This is a genomic window from Deinococcus radiopugnans ATCC 19172, assembly GCF_006335125.1.
GTDB classification, from domain to species: Bacteria; Deinococcota; Deinococci; order Deinococcales; family Deinococcaceae; genus Deinococcus; species Deinococcus radiopugnans.
This window is the reverse complement of record NZ_VDMO01000003.1, coordinates 1-26,905: the sequence shown is the minus strand read 5'-3', so window position 1 is coordinate 26,905 and position 26,905 is coordinate 1. Positions and strand designations below refer to the sequence as shown.

The window sequence follows — 26,905 nt, the reverse complement described above, 5'->3', positions numbered from 1 at the left end:
CCGTGAGGACGACACGCCCTCACCTAACTTTCCAGTTCGTCGAAGGGTTGGATGTCCGCCGCGTCACCGAAGAGACCAAGAGCAGCGCGTGTCCGTGAAGGCGAAGCCGCCTTGACTGCGCCAGTAGGCTTTTCCCTCTTTTCCCGGCGACGCTCCCTCTCGGCGTCCAGACGAACTTGCCGGGTTTCCTGCCGCTCGGCCTGGATAATCCGCTGCATCAGTCGCCAGGCGGCGACCAGATCACGCTCGTTGTCCACCTTGAGTTGTCGTTCTTTGGCGAAGCGTTTGGTAGCCCGGAGCTGCCACAAACTCATGCTCGGAAAGTCCGGCTGATGGCAACGAATTTCATGATAATGGTCCCACGCAGGATCAAGGAAATACACCTGGCTGATGTCGTTGGGATCGTAGCGGAACAGAAATTTACGCGACTGGGTGGGGTGGTCCGGGTGCTTGGCGCGGGTGTAGCCATTCAAGGCTGACCCCCTGTACACAAGACCGTCGTGCCGCACACTGCCCCGTTGCACTGTGGCCTCGAAATACGGCAGGAAATCCATACGGAGGCGCTCAGCGCGTTCACCCATGATCCTTTCCGGTATGCCGGTAGGCGGATGTTCCGGGGTGCCTTCAAAGATCCCCTGTTCCCACCGCTCTGTGGGGGTCATGCCCAGGGCGCTGTGAACGCGGTGGTGGTAGACCCCTAGCAGGAAGGCAGTCAGCCAGGTTTCCAGGCCCTCGATGGTCATGACGGCCCGGCCCTCGGAGTCGTATTCGCCGCGTTCACCTGGGTTGTTGAACATCGTGCCGGGGATGGCGTGGATTTCGTCACCCACCGTGCCCAGCAGGCGTTCGATGTGCCCGCCGTAGTTGGGCTGATGCACCGGGCGGAATTCCTGATCGATGGTGTAGCTGGCGCAGGTTTTCTGCAAGAGCTTGCCCCAGAATTCCTTGGCGTTGTCTACCTTGAGCTTGACCGGCTTGCCCCAGAAGTCCCACGACAAGTCGGGATGCTGTTCGGGTTCCAGCTTCTGAACCAGTCTGTTGAGGGTCTTCCTGTGCCGGGCCAGCCAGGTTTCTTTGGGAAGAATGGCGTGGGTGACGGCCATGCCCACCGAGAAGGCGCTGGGAGCGTCGAGGGAAATGTGGAACCCCAGCACCACCCGGCTGAAGACATCCATCACCAGGGTGATCCAGGCGTGTGGCCCGATGTACTGCCGTGTGATGCTGTCCACCAGCGCGAGGTCGAGCCGGGTATGGTCAATCTGGACCACGGCGAGCGGGAAGGTGGCTCCTGGATAGTGTCCCAGGATGGGACGCAGTGCCCTGGCCGCTTCAGGGCCGAAGCGACGGCTCATGCGCTTCATTTCTGAAATCGTGTGAATGCGCCGCCGAAAGGTTTGATACGTCGGAGATTGAAGTGAGGGTTGATCACCGTCTGCGCTCAGGTTGGCCCGCCGAATCTCGGTCAGGAGCGTCTTGTACACCCCGGAGATGGCAGGCCGCTCCGCTTGCAGATATTCGCGGTCAATGAGGGCCTCCATCAGGACTTCTACTTCCGGCTGAGTGCGAGATTGGCGCGCGTCACTCCGGGGCTTGCGTTGCAGGCCCTGCGCTTGACCCGTCGATTCGTAGCGCTTGATCCAGCGGTAGAGCGTCGCGGTGTCGCACTGAAGTTCGGCGGCCCGCGCCTTGACTGCCTCCCGTGTCCGCAGGGGACCGAGACGCAGCAGTGGGGTAATGGCCTTCAGACGAAAATCGGCCTCGCGCTGGGCAGCGAGTTCGCGCTCGGAATCCACCGGGCGGCTGGCCTGCGCCGCAAGCTCAGCGTCATCCAGGGGGTGCAGGTGGATGATGGGCGCAGTGAACAGCTCACCGTTGCGGTCCCGCAACTGGACTTCTTTCAGATTGGAAGCGCGGATGATCTGACCCTCGCGCCCCTGCGCGCTGACCCACTGATCTTTCTTGAAGGTGACCGTTCCCATCACGGCACTTCCGGGAGGTGTAGCGGACTGTCCATGCCGAGCGGTTGATCCATGTCCAAGAGGATGACGCCCGCCGCGACGAGATGCCACAGCACAGGCAACAGTCTCCCCTTCTCTTCCAGAGACAGGTCTGCGAGGAGCTGACGTGGCGTCAGACCTATCACCGTGAACTGGCACAGGAGCATCTGCCGGTCCCTGGCGGCGAAGACCCGGCCAGGATCGAGAAAAGGGCGCAGAAACGTGATGTTCTTGAGACGTTGCTGCCGGATGGATTTCTCAGTGACTGTGCCGAAGGTCCAGCCTTCACATCTGGCGTATTCCCGCGCTGCCCGGAACTTCAACCTGAACTCTGATGGGTCCGCCAGCAGGTCAGCGGCGTACTTCACCTCAAATAAACCGTGCGGGCGGCGATCCGTGTAGGTGACCAGCACATCCGGTACGTACTTTTTCTTCCTGCCGTTGCTGCCCTGATAGGTCAGGAGGACCGGCTGAGGAGAGAAGGTTTCGACGGCTGGATCGAAATCGAGCGTGAAGTAGAAATCGCGCTCCAGGGTGGACTCGAAGGTGGCCCGGCCACCGGCTTTCAGCGCGCCGATGCGCCCACGGTTGCCACGTCGCCCTTTGATAATTTTACGAACCGGAGGTATCACCATACAGTCGCAAATAGCGTAACCTAAATGCACTCCAGTCGCAAATAATGCAACCACTCAGTCGCAAATAATGGGTATGAATTGTGGGTTATGCTGGTTCTGTGTCGCAATTACCGTGTACGGTCACAGCCCCGGTGCGGGCGCGGATTGCTGCGGCGCGCGGCCGGATGCTGGAGCGTCAGGGGAGCCGCAACGCCGATCTGGCAGGACAGGCCCTGCGCAAGCACGCGCCGCTGGCCCCCGGTCCCGAAAATTTCATCCGCGCGGCGGCCCGGCAGTTGGGCCTGACCGGACGCGGCTTTGACCGCGTGCTGCGCGTGGCGCGCACCGTGGCGGACCTGGCGGGCGAGCAGAGCGTGCGCGAGGCCCACCTGGCCGAGGCGGTCACGTATCGGCCGCGCGATCTGGCCTGAGCGTGGTCACCCGGCGGGCTGCCTGGAGAGTCAGCTTTCGCTGGTGCCGCGGTCCGGGGCCTGGCGGTCATCCGGGCCGCTGCCGCCCTCGACCAGAGCGTCTGAGTTGATGATGGCCGGCACCGCCCCTGTGCTTTCGCCGCCGCCGCCCACGATGGCGGGGACGATGGCCGCGTCGACCTCCAGGTCGCGCCGGGCCTCGCCGGGCAGCGGGGAATTGACGCGGTTGCCGGTCTCGCTCTCGACTTCCTCGACGCTCTTGCCCAAGGGTTTGTCGCCGTACCGGTTGTCAGTCATGGCCGCAGTCTGGGCGACCGCCACGCTCTTCGGGTGAGGCCCGCCTGCACCCTTCCTTATGCCGGATCACGTGTCTTCCTGCGCTGGCCCTCAGCTCTCGCTGTTCTCGCTGCTCTGCCCGGCGTCGGGGCCAGCCTGCGCCCGGTCCCGGCGTTCTTCGAGCATCACGCTGTCGGTCAACAGGGTGTTGGGCTCGACCACTCCGGGATTGGTATTGGCGTTGCTGTTGGAGACGGCGGGAATCATCGCCACCTCCTCCTGATCGTGCCGGACCTGTTCGCCGGGCACCGGAGAATTGACGCGGTTGCCCTCGGTGGCCTCGACCTCCTCGACGCTTTTGCCCAGGGGTTTGCTGCCGTAGCGGTCCGAGGAATCGGTCATGCGGCCAGTCTGTTGGCCCGCGTGCCCCGGCGGGTGAGGTGCGGGGTGGCGTCTTCTTCATCCCCCCTCCCCGAACGGGCTGCCGCCCGGCAGGTGGGCGGCGGCGCACACCCGGCCGGGCGGCCCACGGTGGGCGTGCCGAGTCGGTATGCTGGGCGTCAAGCACACCGCCGAGACGCCGCGCGACCACGCGGTTCAGCCCGGACCCCTGCCCCACCCCCGAGGAGAGAACATGACCCAGAGTGCCCAGAGTGAACGCGCCCAGACGGCCCTGAAAACCAGCGGAATCACCGGAGCCCCCCTGATGTCGCTGGAACGCGACGACGCGCTGTTCGTCCTGACCGACGACATGCTGGTGTATCAGGACGGCGGCGGCACGCGGCGCGTGACCCTGCGCGACCTGACCCGGATTCACAGCGATCAGGCCGGGCTGCTGCGGGTGGAGACCCCCGCCGGCACGGCGCTGACGGCCAGTCTGCTGGGCTTCGACGTGGCGCAGGTCCAGAGCTTTTTCAAGGGGGTCCGCAGCGCCACCGCCCGCGCCAAGGACCTGCCGGATTCACCCACGCCGACCCTGGGCGGGGCCAAGACCTTCGGCACGGCCCCCGCCGCGGACGGCGCAAAAGCCAGCGCCCCGCCCGCTAAGGTGGGGGCGGCCCCCGAGGCAGCCGTGCCCGAGGTGGCCGGCATGCCTGCCCCAGCCAGCGGGGCAGAGGCGGGAGCGCCGGGCGACGACGGTGCGAAGACCCCAGCCTCCAGGGCGGCGGAACCCGGCAGCAGCGTGCCCCAGCATTCGGCCACGCCGACGCCACCTTCCGCCGCCCCTGCTGATCTCGGCGGAGCCGGTCCCAGGGAGCCGGACAGCAGGACGGCAGACCCCCGGGCCGCGGACGCCAGGAAAGCGGGCGGCAGCGCCGAGAACCCAGTGGTGATCTCGTCATCGAGCTTCTCCCCACATGTGAGCAAGCCGGGGCTGGGCGCGGGGGCCACGCCGAGCAAACCCGACACGGCCAAACCTGACAGCGCCAAATCTGACAGCGCCAGGCCTGAAGCCATCAAGGCGGACCCGGCCCGCCCGGATCTCCGCAAGGCCCAGCCGTCCGTCGCCGTTCCATCCGTTCAGGCGGCGCCCGGGGCCGGGCAGCCCAGCCGGCCCGCCCCGCGCAGCGCCGTGGTCATTCCGGGCAGCGGCGCTCCCGCTGGGGTCCAGACGGACCACACCGCCCCTGACCCCGCCGCCGCGGCCACGCCGAACGTCTCCCCCGCTGTCGCGCCCCCCTCTGCCAGCGCCGTGACCGCCCTCTCGAAGGTGGCGGCGGCCACGGCGCTGGCCCGGCAGGCCGGGACCGTGGAGGCCCTGGCCGGCCGGCTGAGGATTCTGGCGCTGGTGCTGTTCGTGGGGGCGCTGCTGCTGGCGTTCTTCCAGTTCACCAGCGATCAGGCGCTGGCCGGCCTGTGGACCCTGCTGTCGGGCGGCGTGGGCGCCATCGCGCTGCTGGCGCTGGGCGAGATGTCCGGACTGCTGGCGCTGCTTGCCCGCGCCCCCGGCCCGCTCAGCGAGGCGGCGACCGACAGCGGACATGACGGCTGAGAGCCACACCGACGCCCAGCGCGACGCGCGGGAACTGCTGATCGGCGCGGTCTCGGTGCCTTCCCTGTCGGGGCAGGAGGGCGCGGTGGCCGAGTACCTGCGCGGCTGGATGGAGGCGCGCGGCTTCGCCGTCCAGGTGGACGAGGCGGGCAACGCCGTGGGCGCACGCGGCAACGGTCCCTACACCGTGGCGCTGCTGGGCCACATGGACACCGTGCCGGGCGACATTGCCGTGCGGGTAGACGAGCTGGGCGTGCTGCACGGGCGCGGCAGCGTGGACGCCAAGGGGCCGCTGTGCACCTTCATGGCGGCGGTGGCGGCGCTGCCCACCGACGCGCTGGACCACGTTCAGTTCGTGGTGATCGGCGCCACCGAGGAGGAGGCCCCCAGCAGCCGGGGGGCGCGGCACATTGTGGGGGCGCTGCAGCCCGACGCCGTGCTGATCGGCGAGCCCAGCGGCTGGCAGGGCCTCACCCTGGGCTATAAGGGCCGGCTGGTGGCGCAGGTCCGCGCCGAGAAGGACAACTTCCACACCGCGGGCGAGGGCAGCAGCGCCGCCGACGACCTGACCGAGGCGTGGTTCCGGGTGCGGGCCTGGGCGGCAGCAGGCGCCGACAGTCCAGGGACCGGGGGGCCGGGCATTTTCGACGCGGTGCAGGCCACCCTGCAGCACCTCGCCTCGGCCGGGGACGGCCTGACCCAGCGCGCCGAGGCCAGCATCGGCCTGCGCCTGCCGCCGCGCCTGTCGCCGCAGGACGCGGAGCGGGAACTGCAGGGGCTGCTCGCGGACCTGCCCAGCGTCTCGGTGGCCTTCGTGGGCCACGAAACGGCGGTGCGCCATCCCAAGGACAACCTCCTAACGCGGGCCATGCGCGTCGCCATTCGCGCCCACGGCGGCACCCCGGTCTTCAAGGTCAAGACCGGCACCAGCGACATGAACGTGGTGGCCCCCCACTGGCCGGTGCCCACGCTGGCCTACGGTCCCGGCGACAGCGCCCTGGACCACACGCCCGACGAGCGACTGGAACTGGCCGAATACGACCGCGCGGTGCTGGTCCTCACCGACGCCCTGACCCGGCTGGCCGCGATGGTCCCGCACGGCGGATAGACGCGGCTGAACCGGCACGGCTGAACCCGGCAGCCCAAGCGCGAAATGGGCCGCAATGGCCCTTCTGGCCGTGCGCTACGCTTGCCCCGTATGATCCGCGTGCTGCCCCCCGAAGTCGCCCGGCTGATCGCGGCGGGCGAGGTGGTGTCGCGCCCGCTGGACGTGGTGCGTGAGCTGGTGGACAACGCGCTGGACGCCGGGGCCACCCGCATCGAGATCGAGCTGGAAGGCGGCGGATTGAGCCTGGTGCGTGTGCGCGACAACGGCGGCGGCATCGGCGCGGACAGCGTGGAACTGGCCGCAGTGCGCCACGCCACCAGCAAACTGGAGCCCGTGGCCGGAGCGGTGGAGCGCGTCACCACCCTGGGCTTCCGGGGCGAGGCGCTGTGGGCGGCGGCGCAGGCCGGCGAACTGCACCTGGTCACCCGCCCCGCCGCGCAGGTGGGCGCCGCCGAGGTCTGGGCGCAGGGCGAGACCGTGCGGATGGGGCGCGCCGCCGCCCCGGCAGGCACCACGGTCACGGTGCGCGGGCTGTTCGCCGGGCTGCCCGCCCGCCTGCGGACCCAGGCCCCACCGGCCGCCGAACTGCGCGAGATCACGGCGCTGGTGGGCCGCTACGTGCTGCACCACCCGGCCCTGCACTGGCGGCTGGGGGTGGACGGTGAGGCCCGGCTGGTCCACGCGCCCGCCGATCACCGGGGCGCGGTGGCCAGCGTGTACGGCCCGCTGAACGCCAACCGGGTGCTGAAGGTGGAGGCCGGCGGGACGGTGGGCGTGTGCGGCGTCGTCTCGCGCCCGGAGCTGACCCGCGCCCGGCGGGACCGCATGCACTTCAGCGTCAACGGGCGGCCCATCCTCGCGCCGCCAGAGCTGGAACGGGCGGTCATCGAGGGCTACGCCGAGCTGCTGCCCGCCGGGGCCGCGCCGCTGTGCGTGCTGGACCTCACCGTGGCGCCGGCGGACCACAACCCCAACGTCCATCCGGCCAAGCAGGTGGTGGCCCTGGCCGATCTGGGCGGCGTGGCGGCCCGCGTGCGGGAGGCGGTGGCGGCGGCCCTGGCGCAGCACCCGCTGGCGCGCGCCGTTCCCGCGTTGACGGCCCCACCTGAGCCGTCCGACGCGCCCCGCAACGGCTCTTTCCCCAGACTGACCCTGGTGGGCCTGTACCAGGAGCTGTACCTGCTGGCCCAGGGCGAGGGTGACCTGTGGGTGATCGACGCGCACGCCGCGCACGAACGCGCCCTGTATGAGCGACTGGGCCGCGAGCTGCTGGCGGCGGCGCCTGTAGAACTGCCCGAGCCGGAGCTGCTGCACCTGACCCCGCAGCAACGGGCGGCCCTGCACGAACGCGCCGCCGACCTGCAGGGCTGGGGCCTGACCATCGAGGATTTCGGTGCCGGGCTGGCACGGCTGAGAACGCTGCCTGCCGCGCTGGCCGCCCTGCAGGTGCCCCGGCTGCACGAGCAGATCGTGGAGGGCGCGCTGGGCAGTGGGCCGGACCCACGCCGCGACGTGCTGGCGAATCTGGCCTGCGCCCCGGCGCTCAAGGCCGGGATGCTGGACCACGGGCGCGGCGAGCTGGTGCTGGCCGCCCTGGCAGACTGCGAACATCCCTGGGCCTGCCCGCATGGCCGCCCCACCACCCTGCGCCTGTCGGAGCGCGATCTGGCGCATGCCTTCGGGCGGCGCGGCGTGCGGGACGTGGCGCGGGGCCGGGACGCCGACGGCCAAAGCGCCCAGCAGGAAACCCAGCCTCCCGGCCGCTGATCCCTCAACTGCGTTGCGGCATCCGCCGCAGGCCAGCGTGACCCGGCTGACAGAGCGGCGGGCAGGTGGGGCCTAGGGTGGCCGACATGACCGCATCCGACTCCAGCACCACCGGCAAGAAAATCCTCGTCGTCATGTCCAGCGATTCCGACTTGAAGCTGCAGGGCGGCAAGACGCACGCCACCGGCTTTTATCTCAACGAATTCGGCGTTCCCGCGCACCGGCTGGTGGAGGCGGGCCACACGCTGACCATCGCCACGCCGCGCGGCAACCGTCCGCCGCTGGATCAGAGCAGCGACAGCCAGGACTACTTCAAGGACGAGGCGGAATACACGCAGATCAAGGCGTTCGTGGACGAAACCCTGTCCGGCGAGATCGTGCCGCTGGCCGACGCGGTGACCAACCTGCACGCCTTCGACGCCGTGTTTCTGCCCGGCGGCCACGCGCCCATGATCGAGCTGATGCACAACCACGATCTGGGCCACGCGCTGCGGCACTTCCACGACCGCTCGCTGCCCACCGCGCTGATCTGCCACGCGCCGGTGGCCCTGCTGTCTGCCCAGCCTGCCGCCGGGGCATACCAGCGGGCGCTGGAAGCCGGGGAAACGCCCGACGCCAGGGACTTCGCGTACAGCGGCTACCGCGCCACGGTGTTCAGCACCCCCGAGGAAAAGGACGCCGAGAGCGGCTTCGACGCCCCCATGCTGTACTACCCGGCCGACGCCCTGACCGCCGCCGGCATGACGGTGCAGAACGGCGACAAGTGGACCAGCAACGTGGTCCGGGACCGCGAACTGATCACCGGCCAGAACCCCATGAGCGACGAGGCGTTTGTGGAGGAATTCCTGAAGGCGCTGGCCGAAACGCCCGCGAAGGGCTAATACGGATTCCGTCTGTTTCGTGCAGAAATCGGGACAGCGCCGATTCCTACACTCCACGCCCGAAAACCGTTTTTCTCCTGCTCACTCCGTTCGGATTTCTAGGTGTTTCCAACACCTTTCAATCGGAGTCTGTACAACCCTCTCCCGCCGCCTCCCGCGCCACCTGCACCCGGACCCTGGCCGCCAGCGTGCGGTAGAACTCGGGGCGCTGGAGGTAGGCCATGTGGGGCGAGCGGCCTCCCAGCGGAAAGTCGGTGTCGTGCGCTCCTGGCACGCTGCCCTCGGCGGGAAAGCTGAGCAGATCGCGCTCGCTCCAGACATTCCAGAAGTAGCCCAGGTGGGGCGAAGCGTCCAGCGCGCTTCCCTCGCCCGTCTGATCGTCCAGAAACAGGCCCAGGGCCTTGCACGGCCCCACCTGACTGGCCGCCGCGCACCACACCGCTGCCCGCAGGTCCGAGAGTTCGGGATCGGCGGGCAGAAAGCTGGTCAGGACGTCGTAGATCAGTTGGCCGCCCATGCTGTGCGTCACGATCACCAGCGGTTCGTCTCGGCTCCGGCTGAGCTGCCAGGACTTCTTCAAGGCCGCCAGCACGCGGGTGGCAATCGGGCCGGGCTGCCGGGGCGTGCCGCGCCGCGTGAAGTAATCCAGCGCGTCCCCGACAAAATAGGGAATGAAGCCCTCCAGCGGGCGGCGCAGGTCCTGCATGACGCGGCGCACGTTCTGATGGCGGCGCAGTCGCAGGCGCTGCGGCAGATGTGCGCTGTCCAGGCCCAGACGGGCGCGAACGGCGGACAGCGCCACGGACCACTGAGCCGCGACGGGCACGTTGCCGATGGCTGCCCGCACACCCGCATCCTGGGCGGTGGCCCAGCAGCCCTCCACCAGCTCGGGCCAGCGGTCCGCCGGGAGGTCCGGGCGCAGGCCGCGCTCCAGCTCGTCGGCCAGCGCGGCGGCATTCAGCGTCAGCGGAGGCTCGGGCGGGGGCCACCCGGACGGCTCATGGCCTTTGTTCGTGAGGCTGGCCCCCAGATCGCCCCAGTACACCCAACTGATATCCACACCCTGCGGATCGGCGGGGTTGACGCTGGGCGCGACATGGGTTTGCAGCGCCGCGCGGACCTCGTCCCACAGCGCCCCATGCGTCACGCGCTTGAGGGTCTCCCACTGCGGCTGATCGCCCTCGCGGATGGCGACACCGTGGACGTAGAGGATGGACATGGGCCACTGTAGCGGGTCTGATCTGGACGGCTAGCGAAGGGTGAGCGTCATTTCGGTGGCGCCAGCGGTGAAGCCCAGGCGCTCGTAGAGGCCACGGGCCTCAGCCGTGGTGCCCAGGCCCAGGCGGGTGACGCCCCGCTCGTGGGCAGCGGCCAGGCAGCGCCGCACCAGTTCACGCGCCAGCCCGTGCCTGCGATGGTCCGGCTGGGTCCAGACGTTCACGATTCGGCCCCGCCACGGCTGCGGATCGCCGCGCGTCGGTCCCCATTCCAGCAGGCTCAGGCCCGCACCAGAGACCACCTGCTGGCCGTCCAGCGCGAGGAATCCCAGGTAAAGGCCGCGCTGCATGGCCCCCGCCACCCAGTCGGCGTACACCGGGCGCTCGGCCGCATCCCCCGCTGCCGGGAAACGGTGCAGGGCAATCACGGACGCGTCGGCCGGGGTGACCGGGCGAATCAACCTTCCACCAGCGCTTCCGGGTGGTGCTGGCGGTAGGCGCGCAGGGTGCCGTCCATGAAGGCCACGTACAGCGCGCCGCCCGCCGCCAGCGGGGTGGCCTGCACGCCCGTCGTCTCCTGCCGGGTCCAGCGCACGGTGCCGTCGCGCACGTCCAGCGCGCACAGTTGCCCGCTTTCGGAGGCCAGAAACACCAGACCCGCGCTGATCACCGGGCTGGCGGTGACGCGGCCCGACATGCGGTGCGCCCAGACGTCCTCGCCGTCGTGCAGGCGCAGGGCACGCACGGTGCCGTCCCAGCCGGCCAGAATCGCCAGTCCAGCATTGCCCGTACCGGTCATGGTCACGGCGGGCGAGGCCCAGACCTCGTCCTCCAGATCGTAGGTCCACAGGTTGGCGTCCTCCTCGGCCAGCGTCACCCGGCCCGACGCGGCGCTCAGGGCCAGCGCGTGGACCTCGCCCTCCCAGGTCGCCACCACCAGCGTCGCCTCGCCGGAGGTGCCCGGCAGCAGCGCGGGGGTGCCGTGAACCGTGCCGACCTCCACCTTCCACAGCGGGCTGCCGCTGCGGGCGTCCAGCGCGTGCAGCCAGCCGTTCTCGTCGCAGACCAGCGCCGCCCCGGCCCACACCAGCGGACTGGCCGCCACCGGGCCGTCGGTGCGGTAGGCCCAGGCCAGTTCCCCGGTGCGGGCGCTCAGGGCGTGCAGGTGGCCGTCGCGGCTGGACGCCAGCACCCGCCCGGCCCACAGCGTCGGGGCGCCGGTCAGCTCGGCGCGGGCCTGATGCCGCCAGACCTCCGCGCCGCCCTGCAGTTCCACCCGGCGCAGGGTGCCGTCCCACGCGCCGAAGAAGATGTGTCCGCCCTGAAAGGCCGCCGGGGCCGTCACCTCGTCGCGGGCCGCGTAGGTGGCGAAAGGCCGTCCGGAGGCGTGCGTCAGCACCAGCTGGCCGCCGCGCGTGCCCACCGCCACCAGGTCGCCCTCGCCCACCACGGCGGCGGGCCAGGTGACCTCGCCGGGCAGCGGCACGCTCCAGACCTCCCCCAGGTCCGAGACGCGGGCCGGGCCGTCGGGATGCTCGCCGGTGCGGGTGCGGCCGCCGCGGTACTGCCCGCGCGCGTGGCCGGTCCAGATGTCGCGCCGCGCCAACGCCCACAGGTGGGCCAGCGCCGCGCCGGATTCGGGGCGGTCCTCGGGCTTCTTGGACAGCAGAGAGAGCAGCACCCGCGCCACCGCGTCGGGAATGGCCGGGTTCAGGTCGCGCGGATCGGTGAGTTTCTCGTAGACATGCTGGAACAGCACGCTCTGATCGCTGTCGCCCACGAAGGGCGGGCTGCCGCAGGCCACCCGGTACAGCACCGCCCCCAGCGCGTACAGGTCGCTCAGCGGCCCGACGCCGATGCCCTTGGCCTGCTCCGGGGCCATGTACGCGGGCGTGCCCAGCGTCAGGCCGCTGCGGGTCAGCTGGCGGGTGTGGTCCGACAGCGCCACCAGCCCGAAATCCATGATGCGCGGCAGCCACGCCTCGTCCAGCAGCACGTTGCCGGGCGTCAGGTCGCGGTGGACGATCCCGCGCGAGTGGATAAAGTGCAGCGCCCGTGAGGCAAACCCCGCCGCCGTGACGAAGCGCGCCAGCGAGATGGGCGCGTCCTCCAGCGGCCCCAGCACGGTAATCGGCCCCCCGGTCATCAGCGGCATGGTGAAAAAGGGCCGTCCGTCGCCAGGGTCCACGCCCAGGTCCAGCACCGGCACGATGCCCGGATGCGTCAGCCGGGCCAGCGTGCGGACCTCGCGCAGAAAGCGCTGTTTGTCCGAGTCCGGCACGTGCGAGTGCATCACCTTGACGGCCACGTCGCGGTCCAGCAGCGAGTCGTGGGCGCGGAACACCAGCGCGCTGCCGCCCTCGCCCAGCGGGGAACGCAGGTCATACCGACCTGCCAGGCGCGTGCCCACCTCTACCGGCATAGGTCCGGAGTCTACCGCCTGGAAAGCGCGGGCCGCCGGAGCCTCGCGGTGGCCTGGGCGCGGTGGCCTGGGCGCGGTGGTCTGGGCGCGGTGGGCGCCCGGCCCTCAGCCAGCGGCCAGCTGCCCCGGCGTCAGCGGCTCGCGCAGCAGGCGGCCAAAACCATCTGGGCCGTGCCTCTTCATCCAGTCCTGCACCAGATCGCTGCCGACAGCGTAGGTAAAAATGTACGCCCGGAACTGCGGCTGCCCGATAAAGCGCAGGGTCTGGCGGGCGCGCTCCGGGGTGGCCAGCGCGTAGCGGCGCAGGAAGGCCAGCACCTCGGCTTCGGGGCGCCCCTCGGCGTGCAGCATCAGGGCCGCCGCACCGCTGGTGCCCTTCAGACCCTTCTGTGCTTCCACCACGTCCAGAAAGGCGCGCACGTCCGCCCCGTCCAGCCCGGCCAGCGCGGCCAGCTCGCCGCCCAGCCATTCGCGCACCTCTGACCCGTCCATCACGGCGTCCAGCGCGTTGGTGGCAATCCCCTCGCTGACGGCGCATTCGGGGGCGTTCATCAGCTGCACGCTGTGTTCCAGCCAGCCCTTCTCGCGCACCAGCAGCGCCTCTTTCGTGGCGTGTTCGGTGTGGTGGCCGGGGTAGCCCTCGTGCGCCAGCAGGTCGGGCAGGCCGGTCAGCGGCACCGGCAGATCGGTGTTGATGTCAATTCGGCTTTTCAGATCGCCCAGCGGCCAGTTGTAGCCGCCCCACGGCTTGTCGGCCACCAGCGAGATGCTGAAATCCTCGCCCTCGGGCAGGCCGAAGCGCTCCTGCGTGCGCCGCCGCAGTTCGGCCAGAATCGGCCCGGCCACGCGCAGCAGGTCTTCTCGGGGCACAATGACTTTCTGCCGCAACGTCTCGATGCGTTCAGAGAGTGGACCGCCTCCCGGCACCGCCATTTCCAGCGCGTCCAGCGCAGTGTCCAACTCGCCCATCTCGGCGCGGGGCGGATCGATGTCGTACAGGGCGCGCACCTCCTGCTCGTAGGGGATGGTCTCGCCGCCCACGATGCGGGTCATGGTGTGCATGGCCGACACCTGCACCCGCAGAAACTCGCGGCGGGTGGCGTCGGAAACCTGTTGCACATCGGCCAGCAGTTCGCTTGCTTCCAGCTGCAACTCATCCGGGTTGCGCCGGGTGCGGTCGGCCCATTCCCGTGGGCCGCCGTAGCCGTCCACGAACCCTTCCGAATGCACGTCGATGGCGTGGGCCAGGCGGATGTAGCGCTCTGCGATGTCCATGGGGGGCAGCATAGAGGGTCAGATCGCCCCTGATCCTTTTCAGCCTGCCCGGCACGCCTGATCCGGCCTGCCGTCTGTTTCGTTCACCCCCCGAGAGGGCGCTCGTTTTCCAGCTCTGCGCCCAGATCAGTCCCCCACGAACACCGCCCGCTGATACGTACCGTCCTCGCCCACTTCCGGCAACCCGGCCTCTGAGACCTTTTTCAGCCGTTCCAGCGCCAGCGCCACCGTCGGCCCCTCGCCGTACATCCGCACGGCGTCGGTGGTGACCAGCAGCTCCAACCCGCGCCCGGCTTGCACGGCCTGGAAGATGCGGCCTTCGGGGGTCTGGCGCACTGTGACCATCACCCCGGCGGGAAAGTGGGCGAGTTCAACCTGTCTGGCAAAGTCCATGCACGCAGCATAAATCGCGGCTCCGGCCACAACGCCGCGCGCTCCACCCCCTATCCTGCCCCCATGACCCTGTTTGACCCCCCCGCCCCGCTGGCCGAACGCCTGCGCCCGCGCACCGTCGCCGAGGTGGTGGGCCAGACGCACCTGCTGGGGCCGAACAAGCCGCTGTCGCGCGTGCTGGCGTCGGGCCGCCTGGGGTCGCTGATCCTGTGGGGGCCGCCGGGCGTGGGCAAGACGACGCTGGCACGGCTGCTGGCCGGCGAGGTGGGCGCGCATTTCATCCCGCTGTCCGCCGTGTCTGCCGGGGTCAAGGACGTGCGCGAGGCCACCGCCGAGGCCGAACGCCTGCGGGGACGCGGCCAGAAAACCATCCTGTTCCTGGACGAGATTCACCGCTTCAACAAGGCCCAGCAGGACGCGCTGCTGCCACATGTGGAATCCGGGCTGCTCACGCTGATCGGGGCCACCACCGAGAACCCCAGCTTCGAGGTCAATCCGGCCCTGCGCTCGCGGGCGCGGACGCTGGTGCTGGAGGCCCTGAGTCAGGCCGAGGTGCGCGGGCTGCTGGAGCGCGCCCTGAGTGACCCGCGCGGGTTGCCGAACGTGGAGGCGCAGCCGGAGGCGCTGGACTTGCTGGCGCGGCTGGCCGACGGCGACGCCCGCCGCGCCCTGAGCACGCTGGAAGTCGCCAGCACCCTCGCCCATCCCATCACGCCCGAAGCCGTCACCGAGGCGTTTGGCCGCCACCTGCCGCAGATGGACAAGAACGGCGAGGATTTCTACAACCTGATCTCCGCGCTGCACAAGTCTGTGCGCGGCAGCCACGTGGACGGCGCGCTGTACTGGCTGGCCCGCATGCTCGAAGGCGGCGCGGACGGACTGTACGTGGCCCGCCGGATCGTCCGCATGGCCGCCGAGGACATCGGGCTGGCCGATCCGCAGGCGCTGCGCCTGTGCATTGCCGCCCGCGACACCGCCGAGTTCCTGGGCAGCCCGGAGGGCGATCTGGCGCTGGCGCAGGCGGTGGTGTATCTGGCGCTGGCCCCCAAAAGCAACAGCGTCTATACCGCCTGGAAACGGGCGCTGGACACGGTGCGGGACGGCGAGACGCTGCCCGTACCGCTGCACCTGCGCAACGCGCCCACCGCCCTGATGCGCCAGCAGGGCTACGGCCGGGGCTACGCGTACTACTTCGACGATCCTGAAGGCTCCTTCGCGCAGGACTACCTGCCCGAAGGGGTGCAGCTGGGGCTGTACCAGCCCACCGGCGAGGGCTGGGAAGCGCGGGTGGAGGCGCGCTGGCGCAAGCTGCAGCAGGCACACGGCGAGGACGCAGGCGCCGGGGGCGCGGGGGACATTGACACCCCGGCTGGGGACGCTTAGGATGTGTGGGCCTGTGAGCGGTCGCAATCAGGTCGAACGGTGGGTTTAGCTCAGTTGGTTAGAGCGCCGCTCTGTGGAAGCGGAGGCCGGGGGTTCAAGTCCCCTAATCCACCCCACTTTTTTTCGGCGCTGACCTTCGCGGCTCAGCGCCGGATTTTTAGCTCAAGGCTCGCGGGGATGGCGGAACTGGTAGACGCACTAGACTTAGGATCTAGTATCCATAGGATGTGAGGGTTCAAGTCCCTTTCCTCGCACCAGCTGTACGGCGCACGCGGCGGCCCTTCATACACAGGAGGGCCGCCGCGCCGCCGTGCTGGCGGGTAGATGAGCGAAGAGGCAACCGCCATGGGTGTACGGCCAGGGTCAAAACGCACTATGATGCCGGGCGGCATGTCGCGTGCGCGCCGGTTCTGTGACTTCGGGCCGCGCAACCGACACGGCAAAAATCAAAGCTGGAATGCGCCCCGGGCAGCGGTCCTGAATGGACCCTCGCCCTGCGGGACAGCGAACGGGAGAAATGACGTGGCAGAACTGATCAGCAGACAGGGCAACAAGGTGGAGTTCAAGGTTTCCGTTCCCGCCTCCGAAGTGAACCGCGCCTACGACCAGGTGTGGGCCGGACTGGCGCGCGACGTGCGCGTCCCCGGCTTCCGCCCCGGCAAGGCCCCCCGCAAGGTCATCGAGGGCCGCGTGGGCAAGGGCTACGTGGAACAGGAAGTGCGCGACCGCCTGCTTCAGTCGCACTACAGCAAGGCCGCCCAGGAGCTGAAGCTGAGCCTGGTGGACGCCAACATCGACCCCCAGCCGGTGGTCAGCGGTCAGGCCTTCGAGTTCACGGTTACGGGCGAGACCTACCCCGAGGTCAAACTGGCCGACTGGAGCGGCCTGAGCCTGAGCGCCGAGTCGCCCGAGATCACCGACGACGTGATGGAACGCACCCTGGGTGACCTGCAGGAGCGCAACGCCACCTTCGAGGAAGCCGACCGCGCCATCGAGGCCAGCGATCAGGTGACCGTGGAGGAACAGGGCGAGGACGGCGGCACCTACCCCATCTACCTGGACGTCGCCGAGGAGCACGTGCGCGACGCGCTGCTGGGCAAGAACAAGGGCGACACCGTGGAAATTACCGTGCCCGCGCATCAGCACGGCGACCACGAGCACCCCGAGCACAGCGTCACGGTGGTCATCAAGGACGTGAAGGTCAAGAAGACCCAGGCGCTGGACGACGACTTCGCCAAGAGCCTGAACTTCGACAGCCTGGAGCGCCTGCGCACGGACCTGAAGGCCGAGCTGGAGCGCCGCGCCGCGCAGGAGGGCGAAACCGCCCGCCGCGAGGAGTTCGTGGCCCACCTGACCGACAACATGGAAGCCGAGATTCCCGCCGCGCTGCTGGACCGCCGCCGCGACGCCATGCTGGAGGAAATCAAGGACGACCTGGGCCGCCAGGGCGTCAAGTGGGGCGAGTACGAGAGCTTCATGCAGGAGCAGGGCAAGCTCGACGAGTTCATGGCCGACCTGTCCAAGAACGCCGAGAGCCGCGTCAAGCGTGATCTGGCGCTGGAAAAACTGGCCGAGGACCTGAAGGTGCAGGTCAGCGACGCCGAGTTCAACCAGACCATGAACGCCCTGGCCCAGGCCAACGGCATGAATCCCCAGGAACTGAGCAAGCAGTTGGGGCCGGACGGCATCAACACCTACTACGCCAGCCTGCTGCGCGAAAAGGGCCTCCAGCAGGCCATGGCCCAGCTGAGCAAGCCCGCGCAGACCGAGCAGGAAGGGCAGCAGGAGCAGGAGACGGCGGCTCCGGAAGCGGCGCAGGGCGAGGAAGAAACCCCCCTAGAAGCCGAACAGCCCCAGACCGAGCAAGACGGGAATGAGGGCGAAGGCGAGCAAAAGAGCGAGTAAGAACAGCCGATTCAAGAGGGGCGCGTCCTGCGGGGCGCGCCTCTTTGTGGTTTAACGGTGTACAGTGCTGACCTTCTGGCGGACGGTGGCTCAGCTGATGCTGACCTGGCGTATCCGCACGGTGTTCACTTTCATCCGGCTGGAAGGAGAGGCAAACAGCGAGGACATCGCAAGACGGATCAGCTCAGGATTGCCTTCCCGAATGTGGCCTCCTTCAGCGCAGGCCAGATCAGGTAGGTCCCCAGCTTCAGCCTGCGTTTTGACCGGGTCTCACGCCGGCCCGGCCCCGAGACCCCCGTCCTTAAACACTGAACCCAATTCATTGAACGCCTGTTCAAAGAATGCTACCGTTGCGACCATGAGTGCCTTCCCCCCCCGCCCCAGCATCGGCATCACCGCCCTGGGCAGCCACGCCCCCGAACGCATCGTGACCAACGCGGATTTCGAGGCGTACATGGACACCAACGCCGAGTGGATCGAGTCGCGCACCGGCATCCGTCAGCGGCACTTCGCGGCCCCCGACGAGTACACCTCGGACATGGGCGTGGGCGCGGTGCGCGACATGCTCTCGCGGGATCCGGACGCCCTGAAGGAAGTCGACGCCGTGATCTGCGCCACGGTCAGCCCGGACGCGCTGATGCCGTCAACAGCCGCGCTGATCGCCATGCAGGTGGGGCTGGCAGGCGCGGCGGCCTTTGACCTGTCCACCGCCTGCAGCGGTTTCGTGTACGCCCTGAGCGTGGCCTCGGGCCTGATTCAGTCCGGAACGGCGCGGCGCGTGCTGGTGGTGGGGGCCGAGGTCCTGAGCAAGATCGTGGACCAGCAGGACCGGGGCACAGCCATTCTGTTCGGCGACGGCGCGGGCGCGGCGGTGGTGGGGCCGGTGCCGGGGGGGCTGGGCTTTCAGGAGTTCATCATGGGCGCGGACGGCGCGGGGGGACCCAGCCTGTACCTGCGCTGCGTGGCCCCCAGACTGCCCGGCGGCTTCGAGATGGGCGAGAGCGTCGGCATGAACGGGCGCGAGGTCTTCAAATTCGCGGTGCGCGTGCTGGGCGACAGCGGCCAGAAGGTGCTGCAAAAGAGCGGGCTGACCAGCGCGGACGTGGACTGGGTGATTCCGCATCAGGCCAACGTGCGGATCATCGAGGCGGCCGTGGAGCGCTTCGGCATTCCCATGAGCAAGACGGTGGTCAATCTGGACCGCTACGGCAACACCTCCAGCGCCACGGTGCCGCTGGCCCTGCGTGAGGCGGTGGACGACGGGCGCATAGGTGACGGCCAGCAACTGCTGCTGATCGCCTTCGGCGGCGGCCTGAGCTGGGTGGCCGGAACGATGAAATGGTGGGGCGGCGCGCCCAGCCTGCAGGCGAAAGCCGCCGCGCTGACCGAGGTGGGCGCATGAGCAGCCCGAAAATAGCCGCCCTGTTTCCCGGCCAGGGTTCGCACGCGGTGGGCATGGGCGCCGATCTGGCCGCCGCCTTTCCCGTGGCCGAAAGTGTGTACGCCGAGGCCGAGCAAACGCTGCCGGGCCTGCGCGCCCTGATTGAAACCGGCCCACTGGAAGACCTGACCCTGACCGCCAACCAGCAGCCGGCCCTGGTGGCGGCGAGTGTGGCCGCCTACCGCGCGTGGCAGGACAAGACCAGCCTGACGCCGATGGTGGCTGCTGGACACAGCTTGGGCGAATACAGCGCCCTGGTGGCCGCCGGCGTGCTGTCTCTGGCCGACGCCCTGCGCCTGACCCGTCAGCGCGGCACGCTGATGCAGCAGGCCGTGGCCCCCGGCGACGGGGCCATGAGCGCCATCATGGGCGATCCGGCGGTGGTGGCTGAGGTCTGCGGCGGCCTGGACGGCGTGCAGCCCGCCAACTTCAACGCCCCCACCCAGACGGTGATCAGCGGGACGGCGGACGCGGTGGCGACGGCCAGCGCCACGCTGAAGGCGCGCGGCCTGAAAGCCATCCCTCTGAAGGTCAGCGCCCCGTTTCACTGCGCTTTAATGGCCCCGGCAGCGGAGGGCCTCTCGCCTGATTTGCAGGCGGCGGCTTACGGCCCGTTTGCCTTTCCGGTGCTGGCGAACGTCACGGCTGAATTGAATGACGATCCCCAGCGCGTGCCGGAACTGCTGGAACGCCAGATCACGGGCGCCGTGCGCTGGGTGGAAACCATCAAGGCGCTGGCCGGTATGGGCGTGGACACCTTCATCGAGTTCGGCCCCGGCAAAGTATTGGGCGGGCTGGTGGGGCGCATCGTGCCGGGTGCGAAGACCATCCAGATGGGCACGGCGGCCGACGTGGAGGCGTTCGGGCTGTGACTGGCGTGACCGCGCCCTCTTCCCGCGCTGAGCTGCTCCCGGCCTTTGCCGGGGCGGCCGACGAGATCGGCGGGTCTTTTGCGGGTCTGGACGACAGAACATTCTGGACTGGCACGGCTGAGCAGTGGGGCGCGGCGCATCACCTCGATCACCTGATCCGCTCCAATCGGCCGGTGGCGGGTGGGCTGGGTGCGGCGCGTGACCGACTTCAGCCGCTGCCGCCGGAACACCACCGCAGAAGTTCCGCCGAAATCGAGGCCGAGTACCGCGCCGCCCTCTCCTCTGGCGCCAGGGCGTTCGGGCGCTGGCTGCCGCAGCCGGAAGGCACCCAGACAGAGTTGGTGGAACGGTACCGGGCCTCGCTGACCGGGGTGAGCGACGCACTGACAGGCTGGACAGATGCCGAGCTGGACGCCTGGGCCATGCCCCATCCGGTGCTGGGCGTGCTGTCCGTGCGCGAGATGCTGCTGTTCACGCTGCTGCACAACCGTCACCACGAGGGCGGCGTGCGGGCGCGGCTGACCCCGGTTGCATCGCCGACGGGCACCGGGGACAATGCCTTACCGTGAAAAGACTTGCGCTGGCCCTTCTCGTCGTTGCAGCGGCCACGGCCTGCAACCGGGAAGTCGGGTTGACCCCCACGCCCATCTCCTTCGCAGACCACCCGGGCATTCTGCGGGGGGCCTGGAGCGGCACCACGGCCTCTGACCAGACGTTGCGGCTGGAGCTGAGCGCGACGTACGACACGGCTGAGACCTACACAGTGGCGGGCACCGGTCTCCTGGACGGAGACAGCCTGACCGTGACCGGCAGCGTGATCGGCGGGGCCGTCCACCGCTATCTCCAGGCCCAGACCACCCCCGTTCCGGAGACCGCCAGCCTGATCCTGAAACGGTCAGGCGCCGCAGACCTGCCGCTGAATTGCTTTGCCATCGGCGACGATACGTCCCCTGCCGCCTGGACCTGGCAATGCTTCCTGCCCGACTACCGCCACCCGTTCACGCTCACCAAGGACACCCCATGACCGACACCCCACCCCGCAAAGTCGCCCTCGTCACCGGCAGCAGCCGGGGCCTGGGCCGCGCCATGGCCCTGAAACTGGCCGCAGACGGCTTTGATCTTGCCGTTCATTACGGCCGCAACGCCGCCGAGGCCGAAAAGGTGGCCGCCGAGGCCCGCGCCCACGGCGTCCGCGCCGAGGTGTTCGGCGCTGACCTGACCACGCCCGCCAACGCCGGAAAACTCGTCGAGGACGTGATCGCGGGCATGGGCCGGCTGGACGTGCTGGTCAACAACGCCGGCATCACCCGCGACGGCCTCGCCATCCGCATGAAGGACGAGGACTGGGACACGGTGATCCAGACCAACCTCAGCAGCGCGTTTGTCGCGTGCCGGGCGGCCATCAAGCACATGATGCGCGCCCGCTCTGGCCGCATCGTCAACATCGCCAGCGTGGTGGGCCTGACCGGCAATCCGGGGCAGGCCAACTACGTCGCCAGCAAGGCCGGGCTGATCGGACTGACCAAGGCGCTGGCCAAGGAGTACGGCGGGCGCGGCATCACGGTCAACGCCGTGGCCCCCGGTTTCATCGAGTCGGACATGACCGGCGCGCTGACCGAGGACGTGCAGCAGGGCTATCTGGCGGGCATTCCCCTGGCCCGCTTCGGGCAGCCGGAGGAGGTGGCCGCGCTGGTGGCCTTCCTGGCCTCCGAGGGGGCCGGGTACATCACCGGACAGACCATTGGGGTGGACGGCGGCCTGAATCCCCATTAACCGTCTGAGGGCAGGGTGGGGTCACCGCCACTTCCCGTTTACACCCCGTTCAACAACGTGGCCTCTCACACCCTGCGCGTGTAGACTGGCACAGATTTCAAGCAGGACACTTCAAGGACAGGAGGAACAACCATGGCGACTTTTGATGACGTGAAAGATGTGATTGTGGACAAGCTGGGTGTGGACGCGGACAAGGTGAACCCCGAGGCCCGCTTCGTGGAAGACCTGGGCGCCGACAGCCTGGAAACGGTGGAGCTGATCATGGGTCTGGAAGACAAGTTCGGCGTGACCATCAGCGATGAGGACGCCGAGACCATCCGCACCGTGCAGGCCGCCGTCGATTACATCGAGGGCAAGCAGTAAACCGCGCCTGCTCCGGCGACGCGTGAAGCGAAGTCAGGGCAGTGAGTCAGGGCGGGGCGCGGGTCATACCGTCGCCCCGTTTCTGATCTGGAAAGGAGGGAAAATATGGGCGTTTCAGGACTGAAGCGGGTGGTGATCACGGGGCTGGGGCCGGTGACGCCCATCGGCTGGGGGGCGGCGGACTATGCCGAGGCGCAGCGCGCGGGCAAGAGCGGCATCGGCCCCATCACGCATTTCGACGCCTCCGATACCGCCAGCAAGATCGCGGGCGAGGTCAAGGGCAGTTTCGACGACTTCATCGATCCGCGTGAGGCCCGCAAGTTGGACCGCTACGTGCAACTGGCGCTGACGGCGGCGGAACTGGCGGCGCGCGACAGCGGCCTGAGTGCCGAAGAATTGAGCGGTGAGCGCGTCGGCACGGTGGTGGGCAGCGGTATCGGCGGGGTCAAGACCTTCGAGGATCAGGCCGGGGTGCTGCACGAACGCGGGCCGGGGCGCATCAGCCCGATGTTCATTCCCATGATGATCGCCAACATGGCGACCGGGCACGTCGCCATGAAATTCGGCGCCACCGGGCCGAGCAGCACCGTGGTCACCGCCTGCGCCACCGGCACCGGCTCGATTGGCGACGCGGCGCGCTACATTCAGCTGGGGCTGGCCGACGTGATGATCGCCGGCGGCACCGAGGCCGCCGTGACCCGCATCGCCGTGGGCGGTTTTTCCAATATGAAGGCGCTGTCCACCCGCAACGACTCGCCCGAAACCGCCAGCCGTCCCTTCAGCGCCACCCGCGACGGCTTCGTGCTGGGTGAGGGCGCGGGCATCGTAATTCTGGAAGAGTATGAAAAAGCGAAGGCGCGCGGGGCCACCATCTACGCCGAGATCGTCGGCTACGGCACCAGCGCCGACGCGCACCACATCACCATGCCCGCCCCGGAAGGGCGCGGCGCGCAGGTGGCGATGCGCATGGCCCTAAACACGGCGGGGGTCAACCCCGAGCAGGTGGGCTACATCAACGCGCACGGCACCAGCACGCACTTCAATGACCTGTACGAGACGCAGGGCATCAAGCACGTGTTCGGCGATCATGCCAAGAAGCTGGCGGTCAGCTCCACCAAGTCCATGACCGGGCACCTGCTGGGCGCGGCCGGGGCCATCGAGGCGATTGCCGTGGCGCAGGCGCTCAGAGACGGCATCCTGCCCCCCACCATCAACCTGACCGATCCCGATCCCGCGCTGGATCTGGACTACATCCCCGAAGGCGCCCGCGAACAGCAGGTGGACTACGTGCTGAGCAACTCGTTCGCCTTCGGCGGGCAGAACGCGGCGTTGCTGTTCAAGCGGGTGTAGATGGGTCTGAAGGTCTGAACGCCAAACACCTCGTTCTACCGGCATTCAGACTTTGAGACCTTCAGGCCTTCCCCCCATAAACCATCAAGCTGAATGCCGGGTCACTCACGCGGATCGGTGCTTTAATGCCCTGACCACCGCCTGATTGACCCGGCCTCCCTTTGTGGGGCGGATCAAGGCCCAGCCCTCCCCCCACCCAAAGGAGCTTTCTCTGTGTCCCGCGCCAAACCGTCCGCCGTCCTGACCGAAGCCCCGCCGGCCAAAGCCAGGCGCCGCCGCAAGAAACCGGAGCCGGAAGGGCTGGGCGAGACGCGCACGCACAGCACGGTGGCGAACCCGGAAAGTCGCTACCTGAACCGCGAGCTGTCGTGGCTGGCCTTCAACGAGCGGGTGCTGGCCGAGGCCCGCGACGTGCGCAACCCGCCGCTGGAACGGCTGAAGTACGCGGCCATCTGCGGCAGCAACCTCGATGAGTTCTTCATGGTGCGCGTGGCGGGCATCCACCGCCAGATCGCGGCGGGGGTGAACACGCCGGGACTGGACGGTCTGGCCCCGCGCGAGACGCTGGCGCTGGTGCGTGAGCGGACGCAGGGCATGCTGCGCGAGATCGAGAAGACCACCCGCAAGGTGCTGAAACTGCTGCTGGACGAGGGCGTCAAGCTGACGCGCGTGGCCGATCTGGGCAAACGCGCCCGCGCCAGCCTGCGCGAACACTATCTGGCGGAAATTCAGCCGGTGCTGACGCCGCTGGTGGTGGATCCCAGCCACCCGTTTCCGTACCTGAGCAACCTGAGCCTGAACCTGGCGATCCTGCTGCGCGGCGGGGGCAGCGAGGACACCGATTTCGCGCGGGTCAAGGTGCCGGTGGGCGTGCTGCCGCGCGTGGTGGTGATCGGCGACGCCCTGCTGATGCTCGAGGACGTGATCGCTGCCCACATCGGCGAGCTGTTCAAGGGCCGCGAGGTGCTGGCCGCCCACGTTTTCCGCGTGACCCGCAACACCGATTACGAGTTCGAGGAGGAAGAGGCCGAGGATCTGCTCGCCACCATCGAGGACGGGTTGCGCCGCCGCCGCTTCGGCGCTGCGGTGCGGCTGGAGGTGGTGCGCGAGACCCCGATTGGGCTGGTCACCTTCCTGCAAGAGCGGCTGCGGCTGGCCCCCGAGGACATCTTCCTGCTGGAAGGCCCGCTGGGCACCGCCGATCTGATGGGCCTGCCGGTGGGGCGCCCCGAGCTGTCGTTCCCGGCCTACGCCCCCGCCGTGCCCGATCTGGACGGCGACGAGGAGGACGGCATCTTCGACACGTTGCGCGCGGGCGACGTGCTGCTGCACCACCCCTACGACGGCTTCGCCAACATCCTGGACTTTATCGAGGAGGCCAGCCGGGATCCGCAGGTGCTGGCGATCAAGCAGACGCTGTACCGCACCGGGGATGACCCAAGATTGCTGGCCGCCCTGCGAACCGCCGCCGAGAACGGCAAGCAGGTGGTGGCTTTAATTGAACTCAAGGCGCGTTTCGACGAGCAGCGCAACATCTCCTGGGCCAGAAAGCTGGAACGCGCCGGGGCGCATGTGGTGTACGGCATGGCGGGCCTCAAGACCCACGCCAAGGTCACGCTGGTGGTGCGCCGCGAGGAAGGCGGCCTGCGCCGCTACGTGCACATCGGCACCGGCAACTACAACCCCAAGACCGCCCGGCTGTACACCGACCTGAGCCTGCTGACCGCCGACCCCGAAATCGGCATGGACGTGGCCGAACTGTTCAACCACCTGACCGGGTACGCCGAGGCCGACTACACCCACCTGCTGGTGGCCCCCGACACCGCCCGCAGCGGTCTGGAAGCCCTGCTGGAGCGCGAGGCCGAGTATGCCCGCGCGGGCCATGACGCCTGGGCGCGCATCAAGGTCAACTCGCTGACCGATCCGGCGATGATCGAGGCGCTGTACGGGGCCGCCGCCGCCGGGGTCCGCATCGACCTGATCATCCGGGGCGTGTGCTGCCTGCGCCCCGGCGTGCCCGGCCTGTCGGAGACGGTGCGGGTGCGCAGCCTGCTGGGGCGCTACCTGGAACACGCCCGCGTGTACGCCTTCGGCCACGCGGGGCACGCGGAGGTCTACTTCGGCAGCGCCGACCTGATGAGCCGCAACCTCGACCGCCGGGTGGAGGTGATTGCCCCGGTACTGGACGACGCCCACCGCGACCAGTTTCTGGACATCCTGAACACCGAATGGGCCGATCAGCGCGGCTCGTGGGAACTGTGCCTGGACGGCGAATACGAGAAACTGCCGGGGGATAAGAGCGCGCAGGGAATGTTCGCCTCGGCGCGGCACCCGCTGTAACGGCAGGCGGCAGGGGAACCGGACTCATCCGAACCCCCACCGCAGTGGGTACCATGCGGCCCATCAACATCTGATTGTGGCCCAGGGGCGGCGGCCCGCGTCTGCCCCGTTCCCGCTCCCTCTCTCCAGGAGATTCCCATGCGCCCACTGCTGCTGCCTGCCGCCCTGCTGTCCCTGACCCTGATGGCCTGTGGTCAGACCACGCTCCAGACCACCGCCAGCACCGCCACCGGAATCGACGCCTACGCCCAGCGCCCCGAATTGCAGGACGCGGACAGTCAGGCGATTCTGGAGAGGTACGGCAACGATCCGGCCCTCCTGGAAGCCCTGCAGGAAGCCTACGGCGAGCGGCCCACAGATCTGAGCCTGCCCCATGTTCCGGCCCTCACGGGACTGGATCTGGCGGGTGACCGGCTGGCATATATCAAACGCACCGGCTGGGGCAGCGTGGGCAACTACAACAGCCAGTACGCGGCCTACGCCTTCACGGGCCGTCCGTATGCCGGGCTGGACTGGACCCGCGACGGCTGCAGTGCCCCCAGCGGCCTGGGCCTGGGCTACCGCGAGGATTTCCGGCCCGCCTGCAATGTCCACGATTTCGGCTACCGCAACCTGAAGGTCTACCAGCGCACCGACAGCAACCGCAAGACCACCGACGAGGCGTTTTACACCAACATGAAGGCCATCTGCGCCGCCAAGAGCTGGTACAAGCGCCCGGCGTGCTACAGCGCCGCCTTCGCGTACTACGAGGCGGTCAGGGTCGGCGGCAGCGACAGCTTCTGAGTTTTAAACATCTGATCGAACGGCACTGCCCCTCAACATAAAGAGGTGGCAGTGCCGTTCGGCTCAGGCCAAGAGTCGGCTCAGCCCTGGGGCGGCACGAAGGGCCATGCCACCTCCCCGGCCGGGTCACCGTCTTGCAGCGTGGCCCAGTCGTGCGGATACTCAGTAGCCGACAACTTCATTTTTTAGTCGTTCCAGACGGCGGGAAGGTCACCTTCCGGTCTGTCCCTCGACAGAAACGAGAAATGGCGGTGTTTTGAGGTGTGAAGCCACCAAAACCCGCCGCCTCACAGGCTACCGAACTTACCGCTCATTTCAAAG

The 26,905-nt window shown here is 68.8% G+C and carries 25 protein-coding genes and 2 tRNA genes; 18 read left to right on the top strand and 9 right to left on the bottom strand.

All coding sequences use genetic code 11. From position 1 onward, the window contains the following. Window positions 1–23 precede the first annotated feature (23 nt). Together FHR04_RS03200 and FHR04_RS03195 are read right to left on the bottom strand one after the other, a co-directional pair. Window positions 24–1,793, bottom strand: a complete 1,770-nt coding sequence (locus tag FHR04_RS03200) for a Mu transposase C-terminal domain-containing protein (RefSeq protein ID WP_249038947.1) — start codon at window positions 1,791–1,793, stop codon at window positions 24–26. 185 nt (window positions 1,794–1,978) lie between these two features. Then, the gene (locus FHR04_RS03195; protein WP_139400760.1) at window positions 1,979–2,686 is read right to left on the bottom strand and encodes a TnsA endonuclease N-terminal domain-containing protein; all 708 of its coding nucleotides are present in this window, start codon (window positions 2,684–2,686) and stop codon (window positions 1,979–1,981) included. 44 nt (window positions 2,687–2,730) lie between these two features. Between FHR04_RS03195 and FHR04_RS03190 the strand changes: the two genes are divergently transcribed. After that, complete coding sequence (locus tag FHR04_RS03190; protein ID WP_249038946.1) at window positions 2,731–3,042, top strand: magnesium chelatase subunit ChlI family protein; 312 nt, start codon at window positions 2,731–2,733, stop codon at window positions 3,040–3,042. Window positions 3,043–3,072: 30 nt separating this feature from the next. On the opposite strand, the gene FHR04_RS03185 is transcribed toward FHR04_RS03190, so the two are convergent. Together FHR04_RS03185 and FHR04_RS03180 are read right to left on the bottom strand one after the other, a co-directional pair. Further along, window positions 3,073–3,339 (bottom strand): hypothetical protein, encoded by a 267-nt coding sequence (locus tag FHR04_RS03185; protein WP_139400758.1) that lies wholly within the window; start codon window positions 3,337–3,339, stop codon window positions 3,073–3,075. 90 nt (window positions 3,340–3,429) lie between these two features. Continuing rightward, complete coding sequence (locus FHR04_RS03180) at window positions 3,430–3,720, bottom strand: hypothetical protein (RefSeq protein WP_039685412.1); 291 nt, start codon at window positions 3,718–3,720, stop codon at window positions 3,430–3,432. A gap of 232 nt (window positions 3,721–3,952) precedes the next feature. On the opposite strand from FHR04_RS03180, the gene FHR04_RS03175 reads away from it, so the two are divergent. From FHR04_RS03175 to FHR04_RS03160, 4 genes are all read left to right on the top strand, one after another. Further along, the gene (locus FHR04_RS03175; RefSeq protein WP_139400756.1) at window positions 3,953–5,311 is read left to right on the top strand and encodes a hypothetical protein; all 1,359 of its coding nucleotides are present in this window, start codon (window positions 3,953–3,955) and stop codon (window positions 5,309–5,311) included. After that, on the top strand, window positions 5,301–6,419 hold the full coding sequence (locus FHR04_RS03170; RefSeq protein WP_139400754.1) for a [LysW]-lysine hydrolase: 1,119 nt from the start codon (window positions 5,301–5,303) through the stop codon (window positions 6,417–6,419). Before FHR04_RS03175 ends, FHR04_RS03170 begins: the two co-directional genes overlap by 11 nt. A 90-nt stretch (window positions 6,420–6,509) precedes the next feature. Beyond that, window positions 6,510–8,186, top strand: a complete 1,677-nt coding sequence (gene mutL, locus FHR04_RS03165) for a DNA mismatch repair endonuclease MutL (protein ID WP_170213833.1) — start codon at window positions 6,510–6,512, stop codon at window positions 8,184–8,186. 86 nt (window positions 8,187–8,272) lie between these two features. Beyond that, window positions 8,273–9,067 carry a type 1 glutamine amidotransferase domain-containing protein gene (locus FHR04_RS03160; RefSeq protein ID WP_139400750.1) on the top strand — a complete coding sequence of 265 codons (795 nt, stop codon included), beginning with the start codon at window positions 8,273–8,275 and terminating at the stop codon, window positions 9,065–9,067. Window positions 9,068–9,185: 118 nt separating this feature from the next. On the opposite strand, the gene FHR04_RS20855 is transcribed toward FHR04_RS03160, so the two are convergent. The 5 genes from FHR04_RS20855 to FHR04_RS03135 all read right to left on the bottom strand — a co-directional run bounded on the left by FHR04_RS20855 (window position 9,186) and on the right by FHR04_RS03135 (window position 14,374). Then, window positions 9,186–10,286: a hypothetical protein gene (locus FHR04_RS20855; RefSeq protein WP_170213832.1), complete on the bottom strand. Its 1,101-nt coding sequence runs from the start codon at window positions 10,284–10,286 to the stop codon at window positions 9,186–9,188. 30 nt (window positions 10,287–10,316) lie between these two features. Further along, window positions 10,317–10,745, bottom strand: a complete 429-nt coding sequence (locus FHR04_RS03150) for a GNAT family N-acetyltransferase (RefSeq protein ID WP_249038945.1) — start codon at window positions 10,743–10,745, stop codon at window positions 10,317–10,319. Beyond that, window positions 10,742–12,706, bottom strand: a complete 1,965-nt coding sequence (locus FHR04_RS03145; protein WP_039685427.1) for a serine/threonine-protein kinase — start codon at window positions 12,704–12,706, stop codon at window positions 10,742–10,744. The genes FHR04_RS03150 and FHR04_RS03145 overlap by 4 nt, the downstream gene beginning before the upstream one ends. A 105-nt stretch (window positions 12,707–12,811) precedes the next feature. Further along, window positions 12,812–13,981, bottom strand: coding sequence for a DUF885 domain-containing protein (locus tag FHR04_RS03140; protein WP_249038944.1), 1,170 nt, complete (start codon window positions 13,979–13,981; stop codon window positions 12,812–12,814). 126 nt (window positions 13,982–14,107) lie between these two features. Then, window positions 14,108–14,374 (bottom strand): hypothetical protein, encoded by a 267-nt coding sequence (locus tag FHR04_RS03135; RefSeq protein WP_139400746.1) that lies wholly within the window; start codon window positions 14,372–14,374, stop codon window positions 14,108–14,110. Window positions 14,375–14,437: 63 nt separating this feature from the next. Between FHR04_RS03135 and FHR04_RS03130 the strand changes: the two genes are divergently transcribed. From FHR04_RS03130 to FHR04_RS03070, 13 genes are all read left to right on the top strand, one after another. After that, window positions 14,438–15,757: a replication-associated recombination protein A gene (locus FHR04_RS03130; RefSeq protein WP_139400744.1), complete on the top strand. Its 1,320-nt coding sequence runs from the start codon at window positions 14,438–14,440 to the stop codon at window positions 15,755–15,757. Between the two features lie 39 nt (window positions 15,758–15,796). Further along, window positions 15,797–15,873 (top strand) — tRNA-His (locus FHR04_RS03125). A 55-nt stretch (window positions 15,874–15,928) separates the two neighbouring features. Then, window positions 15,929–16,014, top strand: a tRNA-Leu gene (locus FHR04_RS03120). Window positions 16,015–16,279: 265 nt separating this feature from the next. After that, entirely contained in the window at window positions 16,280–17,662 is a 1,383-nt protein-coding gene (gene tig, locus FHR04_RS03115; protein ID WP_139400742.1) for a trigger factor, read from the top strand. A gap of 358 nt (window positions 17,663–18,020) precedes the next feature. After that, window positions 18,021–19,064, top strand: coding sequence for a beta-ketoacyl-ACP synthase III (locus FHR04_RS03110; RefSeq protein WP_139400740.1), 1,044 nt, complete (start codon window positions 18,021–18,023; stop codon window positions 19,062–19,064). Beyond that, window positions 19,061–19,975 carry an ACP S-malonyltransferase gene (gene fabD / locus FHR04_RS03105; RefSeq protein WP_139400738.1) on the top strand — a complete coding sequence of 305 codons (915 nt, stop codon included), beginning with the start codon at window positions 19,061–19,063 and terminating at the stop codon, window positions 19,973–19,975. The genes FHR04_RS03110 and fabD overlap by 4 nt, the downstream gene beginning before the upstream one ends. Next, on the top strand, window positions 19,972–20,544 hold the full coding sequence (locus tag FHR04_RS03100; RefSeq protein ID WP_170213831.1) for a DinB family protein: 573 nt from the start codon (window positions 19,972–19,974) through the stop codon (window positions 20,542–20,544). The genes fabD and FHR04_RS03100 overlap by 4 nt, the downstream gene beginning before the upstream one ends. Next, window positions 20,541–20,999 carry a hypothetical protein gene (locus tag FHR04_RS03095; protein ID WP_139400734.1) on the top strand — a complete coding sequence of 153 codons (459 nt, stop codon included), beginning with the start codon at window positions 20,541–20,543 and terminating at the stop codon, window positions 20,997–20,999. The genes FHR04_RS03100 and FHR04_RS03095 overlap by 4 nt, the downstream gene beginning before the upstream one ends. Next, window positions 20,996–21,748, top strand: a complete 753-nt coding sequence (fabG, locus tag FHR04_RS03090; RefSeq protein WP_139400732.1) for a 3-oxoacyl-[acyl-carrier-protein] reductase — start codon at window positions 20,996–20,998, stop codon at window positions 21,746–21,748. The genes FHR04_RS03095 and fabG overlap by 4 nt, the downstream gene beginning before the upstream one ends. A gap of 132 nt (window positions 21,749–21,880) precedes the next feature. After that, on the top strand, window positions 21,881–22,111 hold the full coding sequence (gene acpP, locus FHR04_RS03085; protein ID WP_039685445.1) for an acyl carrier protein: 231 nt from the start codon (window positions 21,881–21,883) through the stop codon (window positions 22,109–22,111). Between the two features lie 105 nt (window positions 22,112–22,216). Further along, a complete protein-coding gene (gene fabF, locus FHR04_RS03080) occupies window positions 22,217–23,461 on the top strand; it encodes a beta-ketoacyl-ACP synthase II (RefSeq protein WP_139400730.1) in 1,245 nt (414 codons plus the stop codon). Between the two features lie 213 nt (window positions 23,462–23,674). Then, window positions 23,675–25,801 carry a polyphosphate kinase 1 gene (gene ppk1 / locus FHR04_RS03075; protein ID WP_375782562.1) on the top strand — a complete coding sequence of 709 codons (2,127 nt, stop codon included), beginning with the start codon at window positions 23,675–23,677 and terminating at the stop codon, window positions 25,799–25,801. Window positions 25,802–25,939: 138 nt separating this feature from the next. After that, the gene (locus FHR04_RS03070; RefSeq protein WP_139400728.1) at window positions 25,940–26,584 is read left to right on the top strand and encodes a phospholipase A2; all 645 of its coding nucleotides are present in this window, start codon (window positions 25,940–25,942) and stop codon (window positions 26,582–26,584) included. Window positions 26,585–26,905 lie beyond the last annotated feature (321 nt).